The sequence below is a fragment of the Gryllotalpicola daejeonensis genome, from assembly GCF_039538145.1.
Classification (GTDB): domain Bacteria; phylum Actinomycetota; class Actinomycetes; order Actinomycetales; family Microbacteriaceae; genus Gryllotalpicola; species Gryllotalpicola daejeonensis.
Genome location: NZ_BAABBV010000001.1, coordinates 1,236,324 through 1,260,702 on the forward strand (window position 1 = coordinate 1,236,324; position 24,379 = coordinate 1,260,702).

A 24,379-nucleotide genomic window follows, 5' to 3' on the forward strand; every position below is an offset into this window, starting at 1 on the left:
CCGACTTCGACCGCGCTACGCGACGGGCAGCAGCTCGGTGATCGCCTCGGGCTCCGGCCGCAGGATGAGGTCGCGCGGAAGCGATGCGGCGGTCTCTGCGACCTGCGCGGCGGTCGGGCGGTCGCCCGGCTCGCGCGCGGTCATCGCGGTCAGCAGCTCGCGCCACTGCAGGTGCAGGCCGGCCGGAAGCGGCGGGTTCTGCGTCATGCGCGCGACGGCGGCCTCGACCGCTCCGCCCGGGAACGAGCGGCGCCCCGTCAGAGATTCGAGCAGCACCAGGCCGAGCGCGTAGATGTCGCTCGCGGGCACGGCGCCCTCGCCGGCGACCTGCTCGGGGGCGAGGTAGGCGGCTGTGCCGAGGATGCTGCGATCGGCGGTCAGGCGCTCGTCGCCGAGCAGCTGGGCGATGCCGAAATCGACAAGCTTCGTCGTGACCGAGCCGCCATGCCCGGCCGCGAGCAGGATGTTCTCGGGCTTCAGGTCGCGGTGGATGATGCCGTCGTCGTGCAGATACGCGAGCGCAGCGCCGAGCTCGATGGCGAGCTGGGCGGCGAGCGCAGGCTCGGGCCCCCGCACGTCGAGGCGACGGCGCAGGGTCAGGCCGCGCACGAGCTCCATGACGAGGTAGCCGTTGCCGGAGTGCTCCGCGTCCCAGTCCGCGTCGAACAGGGTCACGAGGTTCGGGTGATTCGCGCGTGCCAGCAGGCAGATCTCGCGCGTCCGGCGGTCGCGCCGCTCCTGGTCGGTGCCCGTGACGTCGTCTGAGGCGAAGATCTTGAGCGCGACCTCGCGGTCGAGCTTGAGGTCGACGGCGCGATACACGGTGGCGGCCCCGCCGCGGCCCAGCGCCTCGCGCACCGAGTAGCGCCCGCCGATGACCATCGAGCGGTTCTCGGGCTCATCCAGAGCATTCATGTCTTTCACTCCCACCCGTCAGCGGTCGGAAGAACCTGGGCGTAGCGCTCAGCCACCCGATCACGAGCGCTCGCGGCATCCGCGAACACATCCAAAACGGTTCCCATTGCGTCGCGTGCGCAATACCGCCGCCCCACGCGCTCGACCGTGCCGCCGAAGTTGCCGTCGGCGTTCGCCACCCAGAAGCCCGGCTCGACCTGCTGCCACAGCAACCCGGCACGCCGGGCCGCGGGTGCGGCGGCATGCGCGTTGCGCCGGTCACCCGGTGCTTCGAGGAAGGTCGTCACGGTGAGTCCTTTGCTGGAAGGTCGATCTGCGGGCAGGTCGATCGGTGTCAGTTGGCGACGAGCTCGGCAGAACGCCGCGGCTCAGCCGAGTGGCTCGCGCCGAGTTTCTCGACGACGGCGAGCAGGCCGTCGTGAAGCGCGTTGTTGGTCTCTTCGTCGAGTTCGTCGATCACGTCGACCAGGGTCTGGTGGAAAGGCGCGTAGGCGGAGTTGATCTTCTCTTCGCCTGCCGGCGTCGGCGTCAGGTAGATGGCGCGACGGTCGCGGGGGTGCGCGGTGCGCTGCAGATCGCCGAGCGCAACCAGGCGGTCGACGACCTTGGTGACGGCAGCCGGCGACAGGTCGAGCATGATGACGAGGTCCTTCGGGCCCATCGGGCGCTGGTCACGCTGCGCCTGCAGCAGGTAGCGCAACGCCTGGAACTCGCTGCGGGTGAGGTGGGCCGCGCGCCGTGCGTTCTCGAGCGCGATCGTCTCTGCGCGCTGCAGCGCGAGAAGCGCCTCGACAGCCCGCAGTCCCGCTTCCGTCCTTGGCAGACGGCTGTAGAGGTGCTCGCTTTCGCGGCGTACGACAGTCAGGGGCACGTGCGTTCCTTTCCGTGGATGAAACTACTCGGTGAAATATTCACCGACAAATTTTACCGAGTGGGCTATACACCAACGTATGGCATGTGTTAGAGGGCGGACCCCGGCGCGCGGGCGCCGATGCGATTGAATTGAGCGGATGCCTGCGAGCCTGCCCGAGCGCCTTCCGCGCCCCTACGATCCGGACGCGATGTACGAGGCGTTCGCCGGCTGGGCCTCTGACCGCGGGCTCACGCTCTACCCCGCGCAGGAGGAGTCCGCGCTCGAGCTCTTCTTCGGCGCGCACCTGGTGCTGTCGACGCCGACGGGCACGGGGAAGTCCCTCGTCGCGGTCGCCGCGCATGCGGCATCCCTCGCCCAAGGTAAGCGCTCGTATTACACGGCGCCCATCAAAGCGCTGGTCAGCGAGAAGTTCTTCGCGCTCGTCGAGATCTTCGGCGCCGAGAACGTGGGCATGGTGACGGGCGACAGCTCGGTGAACGCCGACGCGCCCATCGTGTGCTGCACGGCCGAGATCCTCGCGAACCTGGCGCTGCGCCAGGGCGCTGACGCCGAGGTCGACCAGGTGGTGATGGACGAGTTCCACTACTACGCGGACCCCGACCGCGGGTGGGCCTGGCAGGTGCCGCTGCTCGAGCTGCCGCGGGCGCAGTTCGTGCTCATGTCGGCGACGCTGGGCGACGTCAGCTCGATCGTCGCGGATCTCAAGGCGCGCACGGGGCGAGACGTCGCCGAGGTCACGGGGGTCGCCCGGCCGGTGCCGCTGTCGTACTCCTATGTCGACACCCCGGTGCACGAGACGGTCGAGTCACTGCTCGAGGGCCGCGAGGCGCCGATCTACATCGTGCACTTCTCGCAGGCGGCGGCGCTCGAGCTCGCGCAGGCGCTGTCGAGCATGCGCATCGCCTCGCGCGAGCGGCGTGATGAGATCGCGGAGGCGATCGGCGGATTCCGCTTCACGACCGCGTTCGGGAAGACGCTGTCGCGGCTCGTGCGCGCCGGCATCGGCGTGCATCACGCCGGCATGCTGCCGCGCTATCGCCGCCTGGTCGAGACGCTCGCCCAGCGCGGGCTGCTGCCGGTGATCTGCGGCACGGACACGCTCGGAGTCGGCATCAACGTGCCGATCCGCTCGGTGCTGCTGACGGGTCTGTCGAAGTTCGACGGCACGCGCATGCGGCAGCTGACCGCGCGGGAGTTCCACCAGATCGCGGGGCGCGCGGGTCGCGCCGGTTACGACACTGCGGGCACCGTGGTGGTCGAGGCACCCGAGCACGAGATCGAGAACGCCGCCGCGCTGCGCAAGGCCGGCGACGACCCGAAGAAGCTCAAGAAGGTCGTGCGCAAGAAGCCCGCGGCCGGCTTCGTCACGTGGGGCCAGGGGTCGTTCGAGCGCCTCGTCGCCGCAGAGCCCGAGCCGCTCACACCCCATTTCGAGGTCACGGCGGCGATGCTCATCAACGTCATCGCGAGGGGCGGCGACCCGCTCGCGAACATGCGCCGCCTGATCTTCGAGAACCACCAGCCGCGTGCGCGGCAATATGAGCTGGCGCGGCGCGCGCTCGGCATCTATCGCACCCTGGTGACGTCGGGCGTTGTGCGAGCGGATGCCTCAGGCCAGGTCTCGCTGACCGTGGAGCTGCAGCCCAACTTCGCCCTCAATCAGCCCCTGTCGCCGTTCGCGCTCGCGGCGATCGAGCTGCTCGACCCCGACGAGACTCGGTCGCCATTCGCCGCGGGCGGCGAGTCGACCAGCGCAGCGGTGGGCACCGGGCACTATGCGCTCGACGTCGTGAGCATCATCGAGGCGACGCTCGACGACCCGCGCGGCATCCTCTCGCAGCAGCAGTTCGCCGCGCGCGGCGAAGCCGTGGCGGCGATGAAGCGCGACGGCATCGAGTACGAGGAGCGCATGGAGCTGCTCGAAGAGATCACGTGGCCGAAGCCGCTCGCCGAGCTGCTCGAGCAGGCCTACGAGACCTTCGCCGCGAGCCAGCCGTGGGTGCGCGACTTCGAGTTGTCACCGAAATCCGTCGTGCGCGACATGTTCGAGCGGGCGATGTCGTTCGCCGAGTTCGTGCAGCACTACCAGCTCGCGCGGTCTGAAGGGCTGGTGCTGCGGTACCTCTCAGACGCGTATCGAGCGATTCGCCAGACCGTTCCCGACGAAGCGAAGACCGACGAGCTGCGCGACATCATCGAGTGGCTCGGCGAGCTCGTGCGCCAGGTGGACTCCTCGCTGGTGGACGAGTGGACGGAGCTCGTGAACCCGACCGTCACCGACGACACCCCCGTGGTGCCGCCTGCACCGCCCAGCATCCTCACGAATCGGCGCGCCTTCACGATCCTCGTCCGCAACGAGCTGTTCCGCCGCGTGCAGCTCGCCGCCCTCGAGCGCGACGATGAGCTCGCGGAGCTCGACCCCGACGTCGACTGGGGTGCGTTCCTCGACGGCTACTACGCCGAGCACGACGAGGTGCTCACCGGGCCGGCGTCGCGGTCGGCCGCGCTCTTCTCGGTCGACGAGGGCCCCACCGAGTGGAAGGTCGAGCAGACGATCGACGACCCGGCGGGCGACCACGACTGGCGCATCCGCGCGACGGTCGACCTCGCCGCCTCGGAAGAGGCCGGCGAGGCCGTGCTGCACGTCGACTGGGCCGGCCGGCTCTGACCCCGCCTCGCGTCGAGTACGCAGTACTCGCGACTTCGCACGTCTCTTGAGCGCGAGTACTGCGTACTCGCGAGTTCGAGAGCCGTTTGCGCGCGAGTACTGCGTACTCGCGACGGTCAGTGCGCGACGAGCGGGCGCACCTCGATGCGCACGTGCGGCTCGTTCGTCTCGTAGAGGGTCGACGCGCGAGCGACCGCCTCGTCGATGCTCTCGGCCTCTATCTCGTAGTAGCCGCCGAGAACTTCCTTGAACTCGGCGAAGGGCCCATCGGTGACGTAGGCGCGCTCCCCCGCGCGGCCGTGGATCGTCTTCGCCAGCGCGGGCGAGTCGAGCTCACCGGAGGCGACCACGCCACCCGCTTCCCGGAACGCGCGGTGCGCGGCATCCACCGCGGCGCCCGCTTCGGCCGTGCGCTCGCCCCACTTCTCGTCATCGCCGTAGATCAGGATCAGGAATCTGGACATGGTTGTGGTCCTTTCTCTCGCGAGGTGGTCGGGCCGAGGCATCCGATCTCGACAATTCAGGATTCGAGAATGCGCCTCAGCGTCTCGAGGTCCTTCTGCACGAGGCCGGCGTCGCGGGCGAACTCGTCGTCGCTCATGCCCTCGAGCCGGCGCACGCTGAAGACGATCTCGCTGCCGCCCGGCGCTGTGACGACGCGCACCGGGTTGTAGAAGACGTTGCCCGAGGCATCCGTCACCCAGTGGTCGAGCACGCCGAAGGGGTTCGGCGGCGCGAACTCGACGACGATGCGGCCCATCGCGAGGTCGGCGACCCAGCGGCCGTCGATCAGCTCGATCGATCCGGCGAGGCCCGCGGCCCACTCAGGCAGGTGCGTGGGGTCGGCGGCGTACGCATAGACGTCGGCCGCCTCGCGCGCGATGAACACGCTGGCGTGGTGCGATTCGAACGGCATGGCTACTCCCCCAGGACGCGATCGAGATACGGATTCCGGAACAGGCGCCCCGGGTCGAGCCGGTCGCGCACCGCGAGGAACTCGCCGAAGCGCGGGTAGGCGCCGGCGAAGAACTCGGCATCTCGCGTGTGCAACTTCCCCCAGTGCGGGCGGCCGCCGGCAGCCACCATGATCTTCTCGACCTCGGTGAAGTACTCGAGCTGATCGGGTCGGGTTTCGCGGTAGTAGCGATGCACGGCGATATACCCCGTCGCGCGCCCGTATGCGGTTGAGAGCCAGGTGTCGTCGGATGCCGCGGACCGCACCTCGACCGGGAAGGAGACGCGCCAGCCACGGCGCTCGATCAGACGGTCGAGCTCGCGCAGCGCTTCGGGGACGGCGGCGCGCGGCAGCGCGTATTCGAGCTCGCGGAATCGCACGGTGCGGTTCGTGACGAAGACCCGATGCGAGGCATCCGTGAAGCTGCGGTCGCCGGTGAGGCGCCCGGCGAGCCGGTTCACGCTGGGAACCATCGCGGGAGTCAGCGTCGCGAGGGCGCACAGCCCGCGGTAGAGGCCGTTGGCCATGAGCTCGTCGTCGATCCAGCGGCCGACGGGGTTGAGCGGCTGCTTCGGTGCGTCCGCGGGCAGGCGGGTGTTCGTCTTCGTCAGCGCCAGCTGCGTGTGGGGAAACCAGTAGAACTCGAAGTGGTCGGCGGCGGCCGAGCGCTCGAGGTAGCCGTCGAGGACCTCGGGCAGCGGCTCGGGGCGTTCGACGGCCTGCAGGCTGAACGCCGGCACGCACTGAATCGTGACGTCGACGACGATGCCGAGCGCGCCGAGGCCGATGCGCGCGGCGGGCAGCAGCTCGGCATTCTCGGTTTCGGAGATGCGCAGCAACTCACCGGCACCGGTGACGAGCGTGAGCCCGGTGATCTGGGTCGCGAGGCCGCCGAACGACCCGCCGGTGCCGTGCGTGCCCGTGCTCGTGGCGCCCGCGATCGTCTGGCGGTCGATGTCGCCCATGTTCTGCAGCGCGAGCCCGTAGGGGGCGAGCAGCTTGGGCAGCTGCCAGAGCCGCGTGCCCGCGGCGAGCGTGACGCGACCGGATGCCTCGTCGACGGCGACCACGCCCGAGAGTCGGTCGAGCAGCAGTTGCACGCCTTCCGCCACCGCGATGCCGGTGAACGAGTGACCGGCCCCGATCGCCTTGATCGTGAGCGCCTGGCGAGCGGCCGCCTGCACGGCGCGCTGCACGGCGTCGGGCGTCGACGGGGTCTCGATGCGGATCGGGCGGGCGGATTCCGCGCGCGACCAGTTGCGCCATTCGGGGGCGCGCAGGGCCTTCGGTCTCCCTTCGGCTGCGGCGAGCCCACCAGCGGTAGGCGGAGCGGAGGGCGGGGTGGGCGCGGTCACAGGAAGGCCTTTCCCTCGCCGCGGTAGCTCGGCACCGTGCCGAGCACGCGTCCGTCGCCGACGATCGCGAACTCGTTGACGTGCTCGGACAGCTCGCCGGACTTCGTGTGCCGGAACCACACCCGGTCGCCGGGGCGCAGCGCCTCGGCGGCGAGACCCGACAGCGGCGTCTGGACCTCGCCGGCCATCTCGCGCGGGGCCATCGTCAGGCCCATGGGCCAGACCGGGCGAGGCATCCGATCGGGTCCTGGTGGGCCCGAGGCGATCCAGCCGCCGCCGAGCACGGTCGCGGTCTGGCGTCGCGGCCGCCGCACGACCGCGAGCGCGAACGCCATCGCGGGCGCGGGCGTGAAGTCACGGTAGTTGTCGAACAGGTGGCCGCCGAACAGCCCGCTGCCCGCGGCGATCTCGGTGCACGACGGGTCAGACGAGGTGAACTCGAGCGAGCCCGTGCCGCCGCCGTTGACGAACTCGAGGGCGGCGATCTCGCGAACGGCCGCCACCGCCGCGGCACGGCGCTCGAGCAGTTCGGCCTTCGACCGGCTCTGCATCCACCTCACGGTTCGGGCGAAGGCGGGCTTGCCCGCGGGGTCGTCGCCCTGGCCGGCGATCTGCGCCTCGTACGACATCATGCCGACGAGGGCGAACCCCGGCCGCTCGACAATGTGCTCGGCGAGCGTGCGCGCAGCCGCCGGCGTGTGCACGGGCGAGCGCCACACCCCGATGCGCCCGGCCGGGCCGTTCCATGAGGCGTCGAGCTCGAGCGCGACGCGGATGATCTCGCGCTGACCGGGCGGTACGACCGCGTCGATGAGATCGAGCTGCGCGACGGAGTCCACCATCAGCGTCACACGGGCGGCGAGCGCGGGGACGCGCGCGAGCCGAGCAATGGCCCCGCGCTCGGCGGTCGGGTAGCCGACGACCACATCGCGCAGGCCGGGCAGTTCCGGCTCGTCGGTGGCGAGCCACAGCGCCTCGCTCAGCGTGTAGGCGAGCACTCCCTCGTAGCCGGGCAGGGCGAGCACCGCGTCGAGCACCTCGCGCACACGCACCGACTTCGACGCGACCCGGATCGGCTTGCCGCCCGCCCGCCGCAGCATGTCGTGGGCGTTGTGTGCGAGCGCTCCGAGGTGGATCACCGCATAGGGCGGGTCGAGCTCGCGCGTGGCATCCGTCAGGCTCAGCCAGTAGTTGCGCTCATCAAGCCAGGGCTGCGTGACGGGCGCGGCCGTCAGATCGATCATGCGACACTCCTCACTCGCGCAACCGCGAACGCCCCGCCGAGGGCGGCGACGCCCGCGAGCAGGAACAGGCCGGTGAATCCGCCCAGCCAGAAAACCACGATGCCACCGAGCAGCGGGCCGAACGCCTGCGGAATGGCCCACGCGATATTCATGATGCCGAGGTCCTTCCCGCGCGTCTCAGGGTCGGGCAGCACCTGCGTCGCGAGCGCCTGGTCGACGGCGAGGAAGCAGCCGTAGCCGATGCCGAGCAGCGCCGCCCCGACGTACGCCATCGGCATCGACGGGAGGAACGCGAGCAGCAGCGCGGCGACCGCCTGCATGATGCTGGCGAGGAACACGAACAGCTTGCGCCGCTCGAGGCGGTCGGAGATGCGGCCGAGCGCGAGGGATGCCGCGATCACGAACACCATGTAGACGAAGACGAGCGGGATCAGATCGTTCTCTGCGTTGCGATCGCCGAGGCCGAACTCGAGGAAGTAGAGCAGCAGGCCCGTGCCGAGCGCGTTGCCGAGGTTGACGAGCACGCGCGAGAGCAGCGTCCACCCGAAGTCGGGGTGGGCGCGCGGCGAGATCCACAGCTCGCCGATGACACGGCGGGGAGTGAGTGGCGGCAGCGCGCTGGTGGCGTGGCGCGGGTCGCGGATGGCGACGAGGAACGGTGCGACGAGGACGACGAGGGCGACCGCCGCGAAGGCATAGCCGCCAAGCGTGCCGAGGCCGAGAACGGTGACCAGCGCCAGGCCGAGGATGATGCCGATGGCCTGCGGGGCGCTCATCCAGCCCGAGACGTAACCGCGCTGGGCGACCGGCACCTGATCCGAGATCATCGCCGTGAGCGCGGCCGTGAGCACGCAGAACCCGGTCAGCGTCAGCGCCCAGAAGATCGCGATGCCGGTGAGCGTGGTCTGCTCGCCGAGCGCCACCAGGGCGAGTGCGAACAGCAGCGCGCCGCCGGCGACCCACGGCCGGCGGCGGCCGAGCCGGCTCGTCGTACGGTCGCTGAGCGCCCCGGTCAGCGGGTAGGCGACGATCGCGCAGACGCCGGCGATGCCCGAGACGACACCGAACCACAGCACGTTGTCGACCCAGTAGCTCGTGCGCAGTTCGGTCTGGATCTGCGCGGGCAGCAGCAGCTGGATCGGGGTCAGCTGCGCCATCCAGACCCCGAGCCACGCGGTGGCGAACAGGGCGATCCACCTCCCGGTGACCGCCGTGGTCGGCTCGGTGCGGGTGAGTGCGGCGAACTCGCTCTCGTTCGCCGGGATGTGAGCCAAGGCGCGCCCCCTGCTGCGACGGGGACGGATGTCCCACCTGTCACCGAACACTAGCCGACGGGTGCGGTGCGGTCGTGAGCCGGTGCCGTTCCGACTCGCAGACGCGGGCCGACATGCAGAGCGAAAGGGCTGGTTCGGTCTGCATATCGGCTCATCTCTGCCGATCGGAACGCGCACCTTGCCCGACTGCGGGTGCGGTACCCCCGGCCGGGTTCGAACCGGCACTTGGCCGATTTTAAGTCGGCTGCCTCTGCCAATTGGGCTACGGGGGCGGGTGCGCTCGCCTGTCAGCGTAGAGGCGACGGCGCAGATACGAATGCGGGCCCGCCCCGAAGGGCGAGCCCGGATTCATGAAACAAACGGATGCCTACTCGGCAGGCGTCTCGGCCGTCTTGGACTCAGCGGCTTCGGCCTCAGCGGCGGCCTTGGCCTCTGCAGCCTTCTGCGCGGCCGTCTTGCGCGGCGCGCGCTTCGGCGCGGCGGGCGCCTCGGCGGCAGCGGTCTCGGCCGGCGCCGCGGCGGGTGCGGCCGGAACAGCCGGCGCCGCAGCGGGCGCGGGCGCGGCGGCGGCAGGCGCCTCAGCCGGGGCGGCGGGCTTCGGGCGCGACGCGAACTCCTCGAAGTTGGCGCGCGGGTTCTGCACGGCGCTGAGCGTCGCGAAGTCGCGGCCGAGGAAGAAGTTGCCGAGCCAGCCGAAGATCACACGCCACTTGCGCTCCCACGACGGCATCGCGAGGCCGTGGTAGCCGCGGTGCATGAACCACGCGATGAGGCCCTTGATCGCGATGTTGCCCGACTGGAAGACACCGTCGTAGAGGCCGATCGACGCGACGGCGCCGAGGCTCTTGTGGATGTAGTCGACCGGCTCCTCACCGCGAAGCACCGCGATGAGGTTCGAGGCGAGGCGCTTGGCCTGACGCACGGCGTGCTGGGCGTTCGGAACGCAGAAACCGCCGACGCCCTTGCCGGTGAGGTCGGGCACGGCCGCGACGTCGCCGGCGGACCAGGCGCCCTCGATGACGTCACCGTCGGCGTCGATCACGCGCAGCGAGGCATTGGTCGTGATGCGGCCGCGGGCCTCGATGGGCAGGTCGGTGTTGCGGGTGACGGTCGGGGTCGCCATGACACCGGCGGTCCAGACGATCAGGTCGGACTCGTAGACGTCACCGTTCGACAGCTCGACGCGCCCGCCCTCTGCGCTCTTGAGCTGCGTGTCGAGGTGGATCGGCGCACCGCGCTCGGCGAGGCGGTTGACGACCCAGTGGCTGGTCTCGAGCGAAACCTCGGGCATGATGCGCCCCATCGCCTCGACCAGGTGGAACTTGGTCTCTTCGAAGTCGATCTCGGGGTAGACCTTGAGCAGCGACGACGCGGCCGAGCGCAGCTCGCCGTAGGCCTCGATGCCGGCGAAGCCGCCGCCGACGACCGTGACCGTCAGCAGGCGCTCGCGGCGCGGGTCGCCCTTGGGCAGCACGGCGGCCTTGTCGAAGTTGGTGATGAGGCGGTCGCGCACGGCCACTGCCTCTTCGATGTTCTTCATGCCGTAGGCCAGGTCGGCGACGCCCGGAATCGGGAAGGTGCGGCTGACGGCACCCGCGGTGACGACCACCTGGTCGTACTCCACCTCGAACGGCTCGCCCGCGACGGGGGTCACCGTGACCGTCTTCTTCGCGTGGTTGACGTAGGTCGCGCGGCCGGCGATCAGCTTGGTCGTCTTCAGGTGGCGGCGGTGGTTCACCGTTGCGTAGCGCGGGTCGATGGAGCCCGCGGCGACCTCGGGGAGGAACGGCTGGTAGGTCATGTAGGGCAGCGGGTCGATCAGCGTGACCTCGGCTTCGCCCTTACGCAGGGATTTCTCCAGCTTCCACGCGGTGTAAAAACCGGCGTAGCCACCGCCGACAATCAGGATCTTGGGCACAGTTCAGCGACTCCTCGAAGGAAAAAGTGTGTCTCTAGCCTACAGGCGCACAATCAGAGGCCGTAATCGGCGCATTCGCAGACATCAGGCGACCAATTCCCACGTTGCAGGGCGAGATCGCCGATCGGATTCACGCCGGGGCCGGCGGCGAGCGCGTGCGCGGCGAGCGCGTGCAGGCACTTCACGCGACTCGGCATGCCCCCGGCGGAGAATCCCCTGATCTCTTCAACGATCTCGATGGACTCGCGATCGGCGAGATATGCCTCGTGCGCCTTCTGATAGGCGGCCTGCACCTCGGCATCCGTCACCAGCAGATCCTGCAGCTCGACCATGACGTGGTCGGCCTCGAGGCGCGACATCGCGGCGGTCGCGGCAGGGTGGCTGAGGTAGTACAGCGTCGGGAACGGCGTGCCGACACCCGGCAGGCGCGGCGCCGTCGCGACCACCGTCGGGTTGCCGCAGGCGCAGCGCGCCGCGATTCCGAGCACGCCGCGAGCGGGGCGACCCAGCTGGGCCGAGACCACGGCGATGTCGCGGTCGGTGGCTGGCGCGAAGGGAGGAGTGGTCACCCCTCCATTGTCCCAGCAGCTCGCGTCAGTGGGTGCCGGTCGAGCTCGTTCCGGATGCCGCAGGCTTCTCGAGCATCGAGCGCAGCAGTGTCGCCGACCAATCGCCGCTGCGCTGCTGCACCTTCGTGCTGACCTTCTTGGGCGCGGTCTGCGGCGCGGCGGGCAGGTCGTCGATGATCAGGTAGCTGGTCTCGCCGGGCATCACGTAGAGCAGCCGGTCGCGGGCCTGCGCCTTGACGTAGTCCGGGTCGTCCCAGTCCTTGATCTGCTGGTTGAGCTTGCCGACCTCGGCCTTCTGCGCCGCGTTCTGCTGCTGCAACTTCGAGATCTGCTGCTGCTGCGAGGTGTACATGCGCACCGTCGGCGCGAGAACGACGACCGCGACCACGACAATGAGCAGCATGACGACGGCGAACCAGGAGACCCGGATGCCTCGCAGCCAGCCCCGCGCGGTGACGGCGGTGGGGCGGGCGGTCGACATGCTCCTGAGCGTAGGCGAGACGCGAAGGCGCGCCGCCCCATGGGGACGGCGCGCCTTCTGAAAGGTTGCTGGGTCTCCCTTCGGCTTCGCCGAGTCGACCCGCGGACGTGCTACTTGCCGAAGCGCGGGAACGCGCGCGTGCCGGCGAAGGTCGCGGCGTCGCCGAGCTCCTCCTCGATGCGCAGCAGCTGGTTGTACTTCGCGACGCGCTCGCTGCGCGCCGGCGCTCCCGCCTTGATCTGGCCCGAGTTCACGGCGACGACCAGGTCGGCGATCGTGGTGTCCTCGGTCTCGCCCGAGCGGTGCGAAAACATCGTCGTGTAGCCCGCACGGTGCGCGAGCTCGACCGCGTCGAGCGTCTCGGTCAGGGTGCCGATCTGGTTCACCTTGACGAGCAGCGAGTTCGCGACGCCGAGGTCGATGCCGCGCGCGAGGCGGGTCGGGTTCGTGACGAACAGGTCGTCGCCGACGAGCTGCACCTTGCGGCCGAGCGCCTCGGTGAAGACCTTCCAGTTGTCCCAGTCGTCCTCGGCGAGGGCATCCTCGATCGTGACGATCGGGAAGTCGTTCACCAGACCCTCGAAGTATTCGATGAGCTGCTCGGCGGTCCAGTCCTTGCCCTCGACGCGGTACACGCCGTCGTTGAAGAACTCAGTCGCGGCGACATCGAGGCCGACCGCGATGTCGGAGCCCGGCGTGAAGCCGGCCTTCTCGATCGCCTTGATGAGGAAGTCGAGGCCCTCCCGGTTGCTGGGCAGGTCGGGCGCGAAGCCGCCCTCGTCGCCGAGGCCGGTCGCGAAGCCGGCAGCCTTCAGCTCGCCCTTGAGGACGTGGTAGGTCTCTGCACCCCATCGCAGCGCCTCGGAGAAGTCCTCTGCGCCGATCGGCGCGAGGAAGAACTCCTGGAAGTCGATGCCGTTGTCGGCGTGCGAGCCGCCGTTGATGACATTGAACAGCGGCACCGGGAGAACGTGCGCGTTCGGGCCGCCGACGTACTGGTAGAGCGGCAGGTCGACCGAGTCGGCGGCCGCGCGCGCAACGGCGAGCGAGACGCCGAGGATCGCGTTGGCGCCGAGACTCGACTTGTTGTCGCTGCCGTCGGCCTCGATCAGCGTGGCGTCGATGACGCGCTGCTCGGTGGCCTCGAGGCCCTCGATGGCCGGGCCGAGCACGTCGAGCACGGCGTCGACGGCCTTGGTCACGCCCTTGCCGAGGTAGCGGCCCTTGTCGCCGTCGCGCAGCTCGTACGCCTCGAACGCGCCGGTCGATGCACCTGACGGGACAGCCGCGCGGGACACGGTCCCGTCGTCGAGCAGGACCTCGACCTCGACGGTCGGGTTGCCGCGGGAATCCAGGATCTCGCGAGCGCCAACGGCCTCGATAGCAGCCACTGTTATCTCCTTCTGATGGGGTTCGGTCTCAAGACTAGTGAGCGGTCAGTGAGGGGCGGAAAGCAGAACTCGCGCCGGAAGACGGAAGTTTTTCGCCAATACGTCCGCGGTTCAGCCGAGTGGTCGGAACTCGAGCTCGCCGACCGAGGTGGTCTGCGGGTTAACGTTCGCGACCGCGCCGTAGCCCGACTCGGCCGCGCGGGCGAGCAGCGCCTTCACGTTCTTGGTGCGCTTCTCGAGCCGCACGCGCTTGCCGCCGGCGACGAGCTCGGTCTGCAGCGCGATGAGCGTCGCGGGCGGCACGTCTTTGTCGTGCAGCAGCACGATGGCGCCCTCCGCATCGGTCTCGGCGTCGGGAATGAGATCGACGATGCGCTCGAATCCGATCGAGAAGCCGGCAGCAGGGGCATCCGTGCCCGCAAATCGCCCGATCATGCCGTCGTAACGTCCGCCGCCGCCGAGCGAGTAGCCGAACTCGGGGTGCTGGATCTCGAAGATGGCGCCGGTGTAGTAACCCATGCCGCGCACGAGGTTGTGCGAGAAGATCAGCGGCACCTCGGGGGCCGCCGCCTTCACCGCGTCGCGGATCTCACGCAGCTGGGCATACGCGTCGCTGTCGAGCCACGCCGGCGCGTTCTCGCCCGTCAGGTTCCAGCCGTCGTCGGCGAGCTCGCCGAGGTCGGCGCGCGCCTGCTCGGCGAGCTCGGGGTCGAGCAGCTCGAGGGCGACGAGCTCGGCGACGACGCCGTCGACGCCGATCTTGTCCTCTTTGTCGATTGTGATGAGCGCGCGCTCGGTCTGCTTCGGCGCGATCTTCCACGAGGCGATCAGGTGCTTGAGGATCGCGCGGTGATTGATGCGGATGCGGCAGCCGGCCAGCCCCAGCGCGGTCAGGGTCGCCGCCGTCGCCGTGATCAGCTCGACCTCGGCGAGGATGCCGGGCTCTCCGATGATGTCGATGTCGCACTGCACGAACTGGCGGTAGCGGCCCTTCTGCGGGCGCTCAGCGCGCCAGACCGGCGCGATCTGGATCGACTTGAAGACGCCCGGCAGCTTGGCGCGGTTGGTCGCGTAGAACCGGGCGAGCGGCACGGTGAGGTCGAAGCGCAGGCCCAGGTCGGTGAGCGAGGTGAGATCGCCGGATGCCGCGGCCTTGCTGACATCGTCGGAGTCGAGCCCCCGCTTCAGCACCCCGAAGGCCAGCTTCTCGTTGTCGCCGCCGAGCCCGGAGTGCAGCCGCGCCGAGTCCTCGACGACCGGCGTCTCGATCTCTTCGAAGCCGCGGGCGGTGTACTGCGACCGGATGATCGAGAGCAGCCGCTCACGCTTGGCCTTCTCGGCGGGGAGGAAATCGCGCATGCCACGAGGCGGGTTCACGTCTTGGGCCATGCGTCAATCCTGCCAGTTCACGGGGAGCTGAACCGCTGCACCCAGCTGATCAGGTTGCAGATGATCAGCGACAGGAACGCGATCGGCACGCCCGCAACGGCGAACGGAAACGGCGCGACGATGATCGCCAAGAGGGCGACGAGTGCGACGGCGAGAAGCACGACGCGCGTCATCGAATCAGGGCTGCGCCGTGGGAAGGCGCGCAGGAAACCGCGCAGCGGTGCGCCCCCTGATCGGACTGCGCGACGCAGATAGAGGGCCGCGCCGGCGAGCGCCCCGCTCCAGAGAACGAACGCGACGAGGCGGCAGGTGAGCTGCACCCTGCCGCTCTCCGCACTCGCGCCCATGACGAGGGCGACCACGGCGAACATCACCCCCACGCCGATGAGCTGCACCCGGTTCAGTGCGATCCGGGTCACGACCAGCAGGTTTCGCTGCGCGTTGGCGACGTTCGCGTCCAGTCCGAGCGCGCCCGCGAAGCCCGCCGCCGCGGCGGTGGTGTCGCCCATGCGGATCGCGACGACACCGAGGTTCTGACGCGCCACGGCATTCTGCGGATCCAGTCTCAGTGTCTCTTCGTAGGCCTGCCGTGCCGAGCGCAGATCCTTCATGGCGAGGGCCACATTGCCGAACAGCAGATGCGCCTCGGGGTTGCCGGGCGACAGCCGAACAGCCTCGAGGGCACGGTTCCAAGTGTCGGCATAGGGGTGCCCCGCCCAGAGATCGACTTGCGCCGCGACGTAATGGGTGCGCCACTCCGACGGAGCCAGGCGCACCGCCTCCCGCGAAGACTGCCACGCGACGGCAAAATCCCTCAGCCGGGCCGAGGCGATCGCGTGCAGGCGCCAGAGCTGCTCGCTTTCCGGGTGCTCGGCGAGGAGGCGTTGGACCCGGTCGCGTGCTTGCCCGTCTCGGCCCAGGTGCAGAAGCGCGCGGGTCTCCACGGCACCTGCCGCAAGGTCACCGGGACGTTCGGCGAGAACCTGGCCGGCGAGCGTTCGCGCCTCTTCGGCCCGTCCGGCGTCGAGGTATGCCTCGGCCTGCGCGAGACGAACGTCGGGCAAGTCAGAGCCGCTTCACGGACTTGAGATAGCCACGCAGCTCGGCGAACGTGCCGTCGTCCTCCCCGTACGTCACGACGTTGCGGGCGGCCTCCAGCCATTGCGCGATGGAGGGACGCGCTTGCGACAGTGCGGCGAGCAGATCCGGCATCCCGACGTAGCGGGGCACGCCGCTGCGCACGCTGTCCATGAGCGCCGCCTCGACCGCGGTCTCGCACACGAGCGCGATGTCCGCGCCGGTGAGTCCCTCGCTCTGTGCGGCGAGCCGCGCCAGGTCGATCCCCTCGACGGGATGGTCCTCAAGATGATGACGGAAGATCGCCTCCCGCGCGGGCGCGTCGGGCGGCAGGACGATGACCGTGCGGTCGAAACGACCGGGGCGGCGCAGCGCAGAGTCGACCTGCCAGGGCTGATTCGTCGCGCCCAGCACGTACAGGCCCTCGTTGTCGGTCTCGATGCCGTCGAGCTCGGTCAGAAGCTGGTTGACGACCGCGTTCCAGTGGCTCGCGCCGGCGCCTGCGGAACGCCGCTGGCCCAGCGTGTCCAGCTCGTCGATGAAGACGACCACAGGTGCGTTCCGGCGCGCCTTCTGGAAGAACTCGTGAATGTTCCGCTCGGAATCGCCGAAGTAGTTCGACACCACATCCGCGACGCCGAGCGACATGAACCCTGCGTTGAGCTCGCCCGCAAGCGCCTTCGCGATGAAGGTCTTCCCGCACCCGGGCGGCCCGTACATCAGCAGGCCGCCGCGAAGGCTCTTGCCGTACATCTTGCGCAGCTCGGGGTTGCGCAGCGGGGCGAGGAAGGCCGCCTCGAGACGCGACTTCACGGTCTGCATGCCGCCGACGTCTGCCAGCGTGAGATGCGATCGCTCCACGTCGTAGACGGGCGCGACGCCGGCGCCCTCTACGGTCGAGATGAACGGCGGCTCGACGTCGGAGTCGAGGTCGGCCTCGGCGCTGCGCCAATCGAAGTGGGTGTCCGCCGGCGACGTGCTTCTCGGCGCCTCCGTCGTCGGCTCGGTCGCCGCAGTCCCGGCCGCCGCGGTTCCGGCCGCCGCGGTCCCGGCTGGCGAGGACTCGGGTGCGAGCGCGCGGGCCATCAATTCTCGCGCCCGACCGGACGCAGGGTCGAGCTGCAGCACCTGCGCGGCCTCGGCCACCGCCTCATCCGCACGCCCGGCACCGAGCAGCAGCTCACCGAGGTGCAGTCGCAGCTCGCCGTCCGTCGGCACCGCCTCGACCGCCTTGCGCAACGACGCGATCAGCGCCGAGTCCCGTTCGTCCCCCATGGCGGGAATGATATCGGCTGGGAATACGCCAGGAGCCGCGATGACTTGTAGTTCACATGCCTGAACGATCCTCGGGGGTCGGCCTGCGCTCTGAGCGCGGACCGGTCCTGCTCTCCCAGATGCTCGCGACGGGCCTCGTCGCGCTCGACTCGACGATCATCGCGACCGCGTCGACGTCGATCGCGAAGGATCTCGGGCATTTCCAGCAGCTGCCGTGGCTGTTCTCGGTGTATCTGCTCGCGCAGGCCGTGGTGGTGCCGATCTACGGGCGCCTCGCCGACGTGCTCGGCCGGAAGAACACCCTGCTGTTCGGCATCGCGGTGTTCCTGCTCGGGTCGATCCTCTGCGGGGCCGCATGGTCGATGCCGGTGCTGATCGCGGCACGCGTGATCCAGGGCCTCGGCGCCGGCGCCGTCATGCCCGTCTCGATGACGATCACCGCCGACCTCTACACGCTGCAGGAGCGCGCGAAGGTGCAGGGCTACCTGGCCTCGGTGTGGGCGATCGCGTCGGTCGTCGGGCCGACGCTCGGCGGCGTCTTCGCGCAGTTCGGCCTGTGGCGGTGGATCTTCTGGATCAATCTTCCGCTCGGCGCCGTCGCCGTGTTCATGCTCTGGCGCTCGTACCACGAGAAGCGCGCGGCGGGTGAGCGCGAGCCGATCGACTACCTCGGTGCGGTGCTGCTCGGCGCGGGCACCACGATGCTGCTGCTCGGCCTGCTCGAGGGCGGCCAGAGCTGGGCGTGGGGCTCGGCCCTCGGCGTCGGCATCTTCCTGCTGGCCGCGGTGCTGCTCGCGGCCTTCGTGTACGTCGAGCTGCGGACGGAGCATCCGATCTTCTCCCTCGCTCTGCTCAAGCGACGCGTCATCGCGGCCTCCACGATCGCCTCGCTCATGGTCGGCGTCGTCGTGCTGGGCCTGTCGACCTACGTGCCCATCTACGCGCAGAACGTGCTCGGCTTCGGCGCGCTGATCGCGGGCCTCGCGCTCGCGGCGCTGACGATCGGGTGGCCGGCCGCGGCCTCGCAGGCCGGGCGCCTCTATCTGCGCTGGGGATTCCGCGTCACTTCGGTCGTCGGGTCGCTGCTGGTGGTCGTGGGCACCGCGCTCACGCTGCTGCTCGGCGCGCACTCGTCGATCTGGCTGGTGGCGCTGTTCTGCTTCGTGATCGGCTGCGGCATGGGCTTCACCGCGGTGCCCTCACTGATCGCCGCCCAGTCGTCGGCCGGCCCGAACGAGCGCGGGGCGGTCACCGGCACCAACATGTTCGCCCGCTCGATGGGCTCGGCGATCGGCGTGGCGATCTTCGGCGCCATCGTCAACTCGCGGGTGACGCTGAACCTCGCCGGCGTGCCGGAGGGCCCCGGCCTCTCTGCGGCGATGCACCTCGTGTACCTGTCGATCTTCTTCGTCGCGCTGGTTCTGCTGGCCGCGGTGCTGTTCCTGCCCGCGCACCGTCGCGAGTCCGCGCAGCAGTCGGATGCCGCGGAGGCCGTCGCGGCTTAGCCGCCCGAGGATTCCGCCGCGCGGACGTCTTCGGCGAGCGCGCGCACCCGGGAGCGCAGCGCGCGCTCGGCGTCGAGTCCGCGGGCGCGGGCGGCGGCGACGATTCCGAGCAGCAGGACGCCCAGGTCTTCTTCGTTCGAGAACGCCGCGGCCGAGGCATCCGTCTCAACTCCCACTGATGCCGCGCGACCGAGCGTCTTGTCTGCCAGCGCGAGCGCAGGCAGGGCGGTGGGGATGCCGTCGAGCACGCTCTTCCGCTCGCGCTTCTCGGCCTTCTTGGCGGCCGTCCAGAGGCGCACGACGTCCTCAGGAGTCTCTGCCACCTCGCCGCCGAAGACGTGCGGGTGGCGGCGCACCATCTTGGCTCGCACATTGGCCGCGACTTCCTGCACGTCGAAGCCCTCCGCCGGCGTGCGGCGCGCGATCTCGGCGTGGAAGACGACCTGCCACAGCACATCGCCGAGCTCTTCGAGCAGGTCCTCGCGGCTGCCCGACTCGATCGCCTCGACGAGCTCATAGCTCTCTTCGATCAGGTACGGCACCAGGCTCTCGTGGGTCTCGCGCTGGCTCCACACGCATCTGTCCAGCACGTCGGACATGGCGGCGGCGAAGGCGTCGAGCTGACTCTCGGTCATGGTGCCAGTATCGCCCGCCGCGTGCGGTGTTTCGGGGCCGAGACGCCCGTGTGAAAGCTGCGAAACATCGCGTCAGCGCGCCGCGGAAGTTGCACCGTGCCCCCTCGACGGGTGGCTAGCTTTGACTCCGAACCGTCGCGAAAGCGCGACGCAGTCCCTGGGAGTGTCAATGAAGCACAGATCCGCCATCACGCTCGCGGCCGCCTCGGTCGGGGCAGTCGCCCTCGCGCTGTCCGGCGCGGCCGCAGCAACCGCGGCGAGCACCACGTCCGGCGGCAGCCTGACGTATTCCGTCCACCCGATCGCCGTGAAGTCAGGGCTGACGACGACCGCCGCGAAGCCCACGCTCTCGCTCACGCCGGCCGAGTGCCTGGCCGAGGACGGGTTCGCGTGCCAGACCCCCGACAGCATCCGCGCGGCCTACGACATCCCGGCGACCATCGACGGCGTCCCCGCGGGCACCGGCCAGACGATCGTCATCATCGACGCGTTCGGCAGCCCGACCGTGCAGTCCGACCTCGCGACCTTCTCGACGGCCTTCGGCCTGCCGGCGGCCGATCTCGAGGTGATCTACCCCGGCGGCAAGCCGACCTTCACCGGCCACGGCACGCAGCTGGGCTGGGCGCAGGAGACCTCGCTCGACGTGCAGTGGGCGCACGCGGTGGCCCCCGGCGCGAAGATCAAGCTGGTCGTCGCCGCGAACGACTCGGGTGCCACGATCGACAACGCCGAGAAGTACGTCGCCGACAACAAGCTCGGAAACGTGCTGTCGATGAGCTACGGCGAGGCCGACAACCTCATCAGGAACTCCCACGCCAACAATGGCCAGGCCTCGCAGGCGAAGGCGGCCTTCACGAAGGCCGCGTCCGAGGGCATCTCGCTCTTCGCGTCCTCCGGTGACGCGGGCTCAGACAACGGCGCGGGTTTCGCGAACTTCGGCTTCCCGGCGTCTGACCCGAACGTGACCGCCGTCGGCGGCACCAACCTCTGGAAGGGCAGCGGCCTCGACGAGCCGAACGAGACCGTGTGGGACGACGACGACGCCTGCCCGCTCGGCTGCTGGCAGGGTGGCTTCGGCGCCACCGGCGGCGCACCCAGCCTGTTCGATGCGAAGCAGGGGTCGGATGTCGCGTACAACGCGGCCGTCTACACCGGCGTGCTCACCTACCTCGGCTTCCTCGGCGACGACAGCGGCCTCTACTTCATGGGCGGCACCTCGGCCGGCGCCCCGCAGTGGGCGGCCCTGACGGCGGACGTGGCTCAGGCCACGGGGCACTCCGTCGGGAACGTCAGCACGCTGGCGAAGTCGTGGGCGGCGAACGGGCTGCTCTCTGACGTGACCGTGGGCGACAACGCCACGACGACGTTCAGCGGCGGCTTCGCCGCGAGCGCCGGGTGGGACGCGCCGACGGGTTGGGGCACCCCCGACGTCGGAAAGATCATCGCGGCGCTCAAGTAGCCGGCCGCTCATCACCCCGAGAGGCGCCCCAGCCCGCGAAGATCGCGGGGTGGGGCGCCTTCGCACGACACGGGCCGCGACGGCTGTGGCGCTGCGCCCAGGACGGTTATCGGGCACAGCCCGCTCTCATAAGAGTCTTTGAAACTCCGTCCGTAACTTTCCCTCATGAAACGTGCACCGGCAGTTCTGCTCGTGATCGCCGGGGGCCTCGCGGTCATCGGGCTGTGGTGGTCGAGCGCGGTCGTGACCGCATCGGGCGCCGCGCTCACGACGGCCGTCGCCGAGCTCGCCGGCATGATCGCGTCGTACCTCGTGTGCATCCAGCTGCTGCTGATCGCTCGAGTGCCCTGGCTCGAGCGCGCGGTCGGCCTCGACCGGCTCGTCGCGTGGCACACCGTGGTCGGCACGAGCACGCTGTTCCTCGTGCTGACGCACGTCGGCTTCATGATCATCGGCCAGTGGATCACGGCCGGCCACGGACCGGTCGCCGCGTATCTCGGGTTGTTCGGCCTGTACCCCGACATGCTGACCGCGACCATCGGCACGGCTGCGCTGCTGCTCGCCGGGCTGCTGAGCGCGCGGGCGCTGCGGCGGCTGCTGCCCTACGAGGTCTGGTACTGGTCGCACGTCACGATCTACGGCGCGATCTTCCTCACCTTCCTGCACCAGATCAGCGCGGGGCCGGTGTTCGTCGGCCATCCGGTCACCCGCGGCCTGTGGATCGCGCTCTACGCCGCCACCGCCGCCTGCATCGTGCTCTGGCGCATCGCGCTGCCGGTGCTGCGGTTCGCGCAGCACCGCTTCGAGGTCGTCGCAGTCGTGCCGGAGTCGGCGCGCATGACCAGCGTGTGGATCAGGTCGCGCCGCCCGGAGCTGCTCGACGTGCGCCCCGGCCAGTTCCTGCTGTTCCGGTTCCTCGCCCGCGGGCACGTGCTGACGGCGCATCCGTATTCGATCTCGAACCTGCCCGCCGACGGGCTCATGCGCATCACGGTCGCCGATCTCGGCGATCACTCCGGGCGCCTGCGCGAGCTGCCGGTCGGCACCCGTGTGCTGCTCGAGGGTCCGTTCGGCGGATTCGTCGGGCGACGGCGCACGGGCGGCGTGCTGCTGATCGCGGGCGGCGCAGGCATCGGCCCGATCCGCGGGCTCGCCGAGCAGTTCGCCTGGATGGGGCGCTCGGTGACCGTGGTCTATCGCGCGAGCCGCGGCGACGACCTGGCGCTCTACGGCGAGCTCGCCGAGCAGCCGGCCGTCAACCTGATCCCGCTGATCGGGCGGCGCACTGAGCTCGGCTTCGATCCGCTCGACGCGGCATCCCTCGGACATCACGTGCCCGACGCCGCGCAGCGCGAGGCCTTCGTGTGCGGCCCGCCCACGATGATCGCGAAGACCGCCGACAGCCTGCGGGCACTCGGCGTGCCGACGGCGCACGTGCACTTCGAGGAGTTGAGTTTCGCATGAGCCGCAAGTGGCAGGGCACGGCGCTGTTCGCCGCGATCATGGCGGGCGTGTCGGTGACGATCGCAGGCCGGATGCTGGCGGGCGGCGGCATCGCCGAAGCGGGGCCGTCGGGCGCCGGCTCGAGTTCGACCGGGTCCGACTCGAGTTCGACCGGGTCCGGAGCGAGCTCGTCGGGGTCCGGGGCGACGACCTCGGGCGACACCGTGACCGGCGACGTCGAGCAGACGCGCTTCGGCGCCGTGCAGGTCGCGGTGACGTTCGACGGCACGAAGATCACGGCGGTCACGACGCTGCAGGCCCCGAGCGAGAGCGGCCGCGACCAGATGCTCACCCAGATGGCGACGCCCCAGCTCGAGCAGGAGGTCATCGCGTCGCAGTCGGCCCGGGTCGACACGATCTCGGGCGCGACCTATACCTCGGAGGGCTACCTCGCGAGCGTCCAGTCGGCGATCGACGCACACCGGTGAACCGCACACATCACACGATGGGCACGGTCGTCTCGCTCGACCTGCGGTGCGCGGTGCCTGACGAGCTCGTGGCTCAGGCCTTCGCTGTCTTCGACGATGCCGATGCGCGGTTCAGCCCGTTCCGCACCGACAGCGAGCTGTCGCGCATCTCTCGGGGCGAGCTGGATGCCCGTGAGGCGAGCACCGACCTGGCCGAGGTGCTCGCCCTCGCCGACGCCTTCGAGCGCGCGAGCGGCGGCGTGTTCTCGGTGTGGCGCGCAGGCGGGCTCGACGCGAACGGCCTCGTGAAGGGGTGGGCGGCCCAGCGCGCCGCCGACGCGCTGACCGCCGGGGGTGCCACGGACTTCTGCCTGAACGCCGGCGGCGATGTCGTCACGCGCGGGGCGCCGAGTCCGGGCGCCGTCTGGCAGGTGGGACTGCGCGACCCGGCGCGACCCGAGGGGCTGCGCGGCGTGGTGGCGCTCGGCGCCAGAGCGATGGCGACGTCGGGGGCGTACGAGCGGGGCGCGCACATCGTCGACGGGCGTTCGGGCGAGGCATCCGATCACTGGTCCTCGATCACCGTGATCGACACCGACCTCACCGTCGCTGACGTGCTCGCGACGACGGTGTTCGCGATGGGCGCGGCCGGCCCGGCCTGGGCGCACGCGGAGTTCGGCAGCTCGGTGATCGCCGCAGGCCGCGAAGGCGAGCTCACCGTGACCGGGCCGGTGACCTGGGCCGGTAGCGCGGGCTGACCAGGGATTTAGGCTCGCCTCACCTTGCTAGCGAGGGTCCGTCTCGAATGCTTCCATTGAGCTATGTCGAACGTTCTCTCGCCGCTGCGCGCCCTGCTCGGAACCTCGAGCGAGGCCGCGCCTGAGAGCCTTGCCTCGCGGCTCAACTGGCTGCGCGCGGGCGTGCTCGGCGCGAACGACGGCATCGTGTCGGTCGCAGCCGTCGTCATCGGCGTGGCCGGCGCGACCACCGCGGTGCACCCGATCCTGCTGGCCGGGGCCGCCGCGCTCATCGGCGGCGCGCTGTCGATGGCGCTCGGCGAATACGTGTCGGTGAGCTCGCAGCGCGACGCCGTGCGCGCCCGCATCACGCGCGGCGAGGCGGCAGAGACCGACGACGTCAGCCCCGTGAGCGCCGCGCTGGCGTCGCTCACCGCCTTCTTCATCGGCGGCCTGCTGCCGTTCCTGTGTGCCGTGCTCGTGCCGGTGCCGCCAAAGGTTCCCGTGACCTTCGCCGCCGTGCTGCTCGCGCTCGCGCTGACCGGGTGGCTCGGGGCGCGCTTCGGCGACGCTCCCCCGCTGCGCGCCACCCTGCGCGTCGTGATCGGCGGTGCGATCGCCCTCGCCATCACCTTCGCCATCGGCGCCCTGCTGGGCACCGGCGTGGGCGTGTAGACGGTGCGATTCAGCCAGCGCGAGCTGTAGTAACGGACGGGCGCGATGCGCCTCGCCGACACATCCGTCGAGA

The 24,379-nt window shown here is 70.1% G+C and carries 23 protein-coding genes and 1 tRNA gene; 7 read left to right on the top strand and 17 right to left on the bottom strand.

The annotated features are described in order from the left end of the window. Positions 1–15 precede the first annotated feature (15 nt). From ABD736_RS06140 to ABD736_RS06150, 3 genes are read right to left on the bottom strand one after another with little or no spacing between them, the layout of a single operon-like run. A complete protein-coding gene (locus ABD736_RS06140; RefSeq protein WP_344790856.1) occupies positions 16–915 on the bottom strand; it encodes a serine/threonine-protein kinase in 900 nt (299 codons plus the stop codon). A gap of 5 nt (positions 916–920) precedes the next feature. Then, positions 921–1,202 carry a hypothetical protein gene (locus tag ABD736_RS06145; RefSeq protein ID WP_344790857.1) on the bottom strand — a complete coding sequence of 94 codons (282 nt, stop codon included), beginning with the start codon at positions 1,200–1,202 and terminating at the stop codon, positions 921–923. Between the two features lie 47 nt (positions 1,203–1,249). Beyond that, on the bottom strand, positions 1,250–1,786 hold the full coding sequence (locus tag ABD736_RS06150; protein ID WP_344790858.1) for a MarR family transcriptional regulator: 537 nt from the start codon (positions 1,784–1,786) through the stop codon (positions 1,250–1,252). 139 nt (positions 1,787–1,925) lie between these two features. Here ABD736_RS06150 and ABD736_RS06155 point away from each other — a divergent pair, with 139 nt between their 5' ends. Then, entirely contained in the window at positions 1,926–4,457 is a 2,532-nt protein-coding gene (locus ABD736_RS06155; RefSeq protein ID WP_344790859.1) for a DEAD/DEAH box helicase, read from the top strand. A 116-nt stretch (positions 4,458–4,573) separates the two neighbouring features. On the opposite strand, the gene ABD736_RS06160 is transcribed toward ABD736_RS06155, so the two are convergent. The 13 genes from ABD736_RS06160 to ABD736_RS06220 all read right to left on the bottom strand — a co-directional run bounded on the left by ABD736_RS06160 (position 4,574) and on the right by ABD736_RS06220 (position 17,385). Then, on the bottom strand, positions 4,574–4,921 hold the full coding sequence (locus tag ABD736_RS06160) for a YciI family protein (protein ID WP_344790860.1): 348 nt from the start codon (positions 4,919–4,921) through the stop codon (positions 4,574–4,576). Positions 4,922–4,977: 56 nt separating this feature from the next. Continuing rightward, entirely contained in the window at positions 4,978–5,373 is a 396-nt protein-coding gene (locus ABD736_RS06165) for an SRPBCC family protein (protein WP_344790861.1), read from the bottom strand. 2 nt (positions 5,374–5,375) lie between these two features. Beyond that, positions 5,376–6,692, bottom strand: a complete 1,317-nt coding sequence (locus ABD736_RS06170; protein WP_344792221.1) for a D-arabinono-1,4-lactone oxidase — start codon at positions 6,690–6,692, stop codon at positions 5,376–5,378. A gap of 71 nt (positions 6,693–6,763) precedes the next feature. Continuing rightward, positions 6,764–8,011, bottom strand: coding sequence for an alanine racemase (locus ABD736_RS06175; RefSeq protein WP_344790862.1), 1,248 nt, complete (start codon positions 8,009–8,011; stop codon positions 6,764–6,766). Beyond that, a complete protein-coding gene (locus ABD736_RS06180) occupies positions 8,008–9,285 on the bottom strand; it encodes an MFS transporter (protein ID WP_344790863.1) in 1,278 nt (425 codons plus the stop codon). Before ABD736_RS06180 ends, ABD736_RS06175 begins: the two co-directional genes overlap by 4 nt. Positions 9,286–9,483: 198 nt before the next feature. Beyond that, positions 9,484–9,557 (bottom strand) — tRNA-Leu (locus ABD736_RS06185). A gap of 95 nt (positions 9,558–9,652) precedes the next feature. After that, the gene (locus ABD736_RS06190; RefSeq protein ID WP_344790864.1) at positions 9,653–11,203 is read right to left on the bottom strand and encodes an NAD(P)/FAD-dependent oxidoreductase; all 1,551 of its coding nucleotides are present in this window, start codon (positions 11,201–11,203) and stop codon (positions 9,653–9,655) included. Between the two features lie 53 nt (positions 11,204–11,256). Continuing rightward, a complete protein-coding gene (locus ABD736_RS06195) occupies positions 11,257–11,772 on the bottom strand; it encodes a DUF501 domain-containing protein (protein ID WP_344790865.1) in 516 nt (171 codons plus the stop codon). A 25-nt stretch (positions 11,773–11,797) separates the two neighbouring features. Then, complete coding sequence (locus tag ABD736_RS06200; protein ID WP_344790866.1) at positions 11,798–12,253, bottom strand: FtsB family cell division protein; 456 nt, start codon at positions 12,251–12,253, stop codon at positions 11,798–11,800. Between the two features lie 110 nt (positions 12,254–12,363). Continuing rightward, positions 12,364–13,644 (bottom strand): phosphopyruvate hydratase, encoded by a 1,281-nt coding sequence (gene eno, locus ABD736_RS06205; RefSeq protein WP_344790867.1) that lies wholly within the window; start codon positions 13,642–13,644, stop codon positions 12,364–12,366. A 111-nt stretch (positions 13,645–13,755) separates the two neighbouring features. Continuing rightward, positions 13,756–15,033, bottom strand: coding sequence for a histidine--tRNA ligase (gene hisS / locus ABD736_RS06210; protein WP_344790868.1), 1,278 nt, complete (start codon positions 15,031–15,033; stop codon positions 13,756–13,758). Between the two features lie 17 nt (positions 15,034–15,050). Further along, complete coding sequence (locus ABD736_RS06215) at positions 15,051–16,097, bottom strand: tetratricopeptide repeat protein (RefSeq protein WP_344790869.1); 1,047 nt, start codon at positions 16,095–16,097, stop codon at positions 15,051–15,053. 1 nt (position 16,098) lies between these two features. Beyond that, positions 16,099–17,385, bottom strand: coding sequence for an ATP-binding protein (locus tag ABD736_RS06220; protein WP_344790870.1), 1,287 nt, complete (start codon positions 17,383–17,385; stop codon positions 16,099–16,101). Positions 17,386–17,441: 56 nt separating this feature from the next. Here ABD736_RS06220 and ABD736_RS06225 point away from each other — a divergent pair, with 56 nt between their 5' ends. Next, on the top strand, positions 17,442–18,890 hold the full coding sequence (locus tag ABD736_RS06225; RefSeq protein WP_344790871.1) for an MDR family MFS transporter: 1,449 nt from the start codon (positions 17,442–17,444) through the stop codon (positions 18,888–18,890). Here the strand turns inward: ABD736_RS06225 and ABD736_RS06230 are convergent. Next, the gene (locus ABD736_RS06230) at positions 18,887–19,525 is read right to left on the bottom strand and encodes a nucleoside triphosphate pyrophosphohydrolase (protein WP_344790872.1); all 639 of its coding nucleotides are present in this window, start codon (positions 19,523–19,525) and stop codon (positions 18,887–18,889) included. The two genes, ABD736_RS06225 and ABD736_RS06230, sit on opposite strands and share 4 nt — an antisense overlap. A 169-nt stretch (positions 19,526–19,694) precedes the next feature. Between ABD736_RS06230 and ABD736_RS06235 the strand changes: the two genes are divergently transcribed. From ABD736_RS06235 to ABD736_RS06255, 5 genes are all read left to right on the top strand, one after another. Beyond that, the gene (locus ABD736_RS06235) at positions 19,695–20,984 is read left to right on the top strand and encodes a S53 family peptidase (protein ID WP_344790873.1); all 1,290 of its coding nucleotides are present in this window, start codon (positions 19,695–19,697) and stop codon (positions 20,982–20,984) included. Between the two features lie 165 nt (positions 20,985–21,149). Continuing rightward, the gene (locus tag ABD736_RS06240; RefSeq protein ID WP_344790874.1) at positions 21,150–22,448 is read left to right on the top strand and encodes a ferredoxin reductase family protein; all 1,299 of its coding nucleotides are present in this window, start codon (positions 21,150–21,152) and stop codon (positions 22,446–22,448) included. Continuing rightward, positions 22,445–22,915, top strand: a complete 471-nt coding sequence (locus tag ABD736_RS06245) for an FMN-binding protein (RefSeq protein WP_344790875.1) — start codon at positions 22,445–22,447, stop codon at positions 22,913–22,915. Before ABD736_RS06240 ends, ABD736_RS06245 begins: the two co-directional genes overlap by 4 nt. After that, positions 22,912–23,652, top strand: a complete 741-nt coding sequence (locus ABD736_RS06250; RefSeq protein ID WP_344790876.1) for an FAD:protein FMN transferase — start codon at positions 22,912–22,914, stop codon at positions 23,650–23,652. Before ABD736_RS06245 ends, ABD736_RS06250 begins: the two co-directional genes overlap by 4 nt. Positions 23,653–23,715: 63 nt before the next feature. Next, positions 23,716–24,306: a VIT1/CCC1 transporter family protein gene (locus tag ABD736_RS06255; protein WP_344790877.1), complete on the top strand. Its 591-nt coding sequence runs from the start codon at positions 23,716–23,718 to the stop codon at positions 24,304–24,306. Positions 24,307–24,379 lie beyond the last annotated feature (73 nt).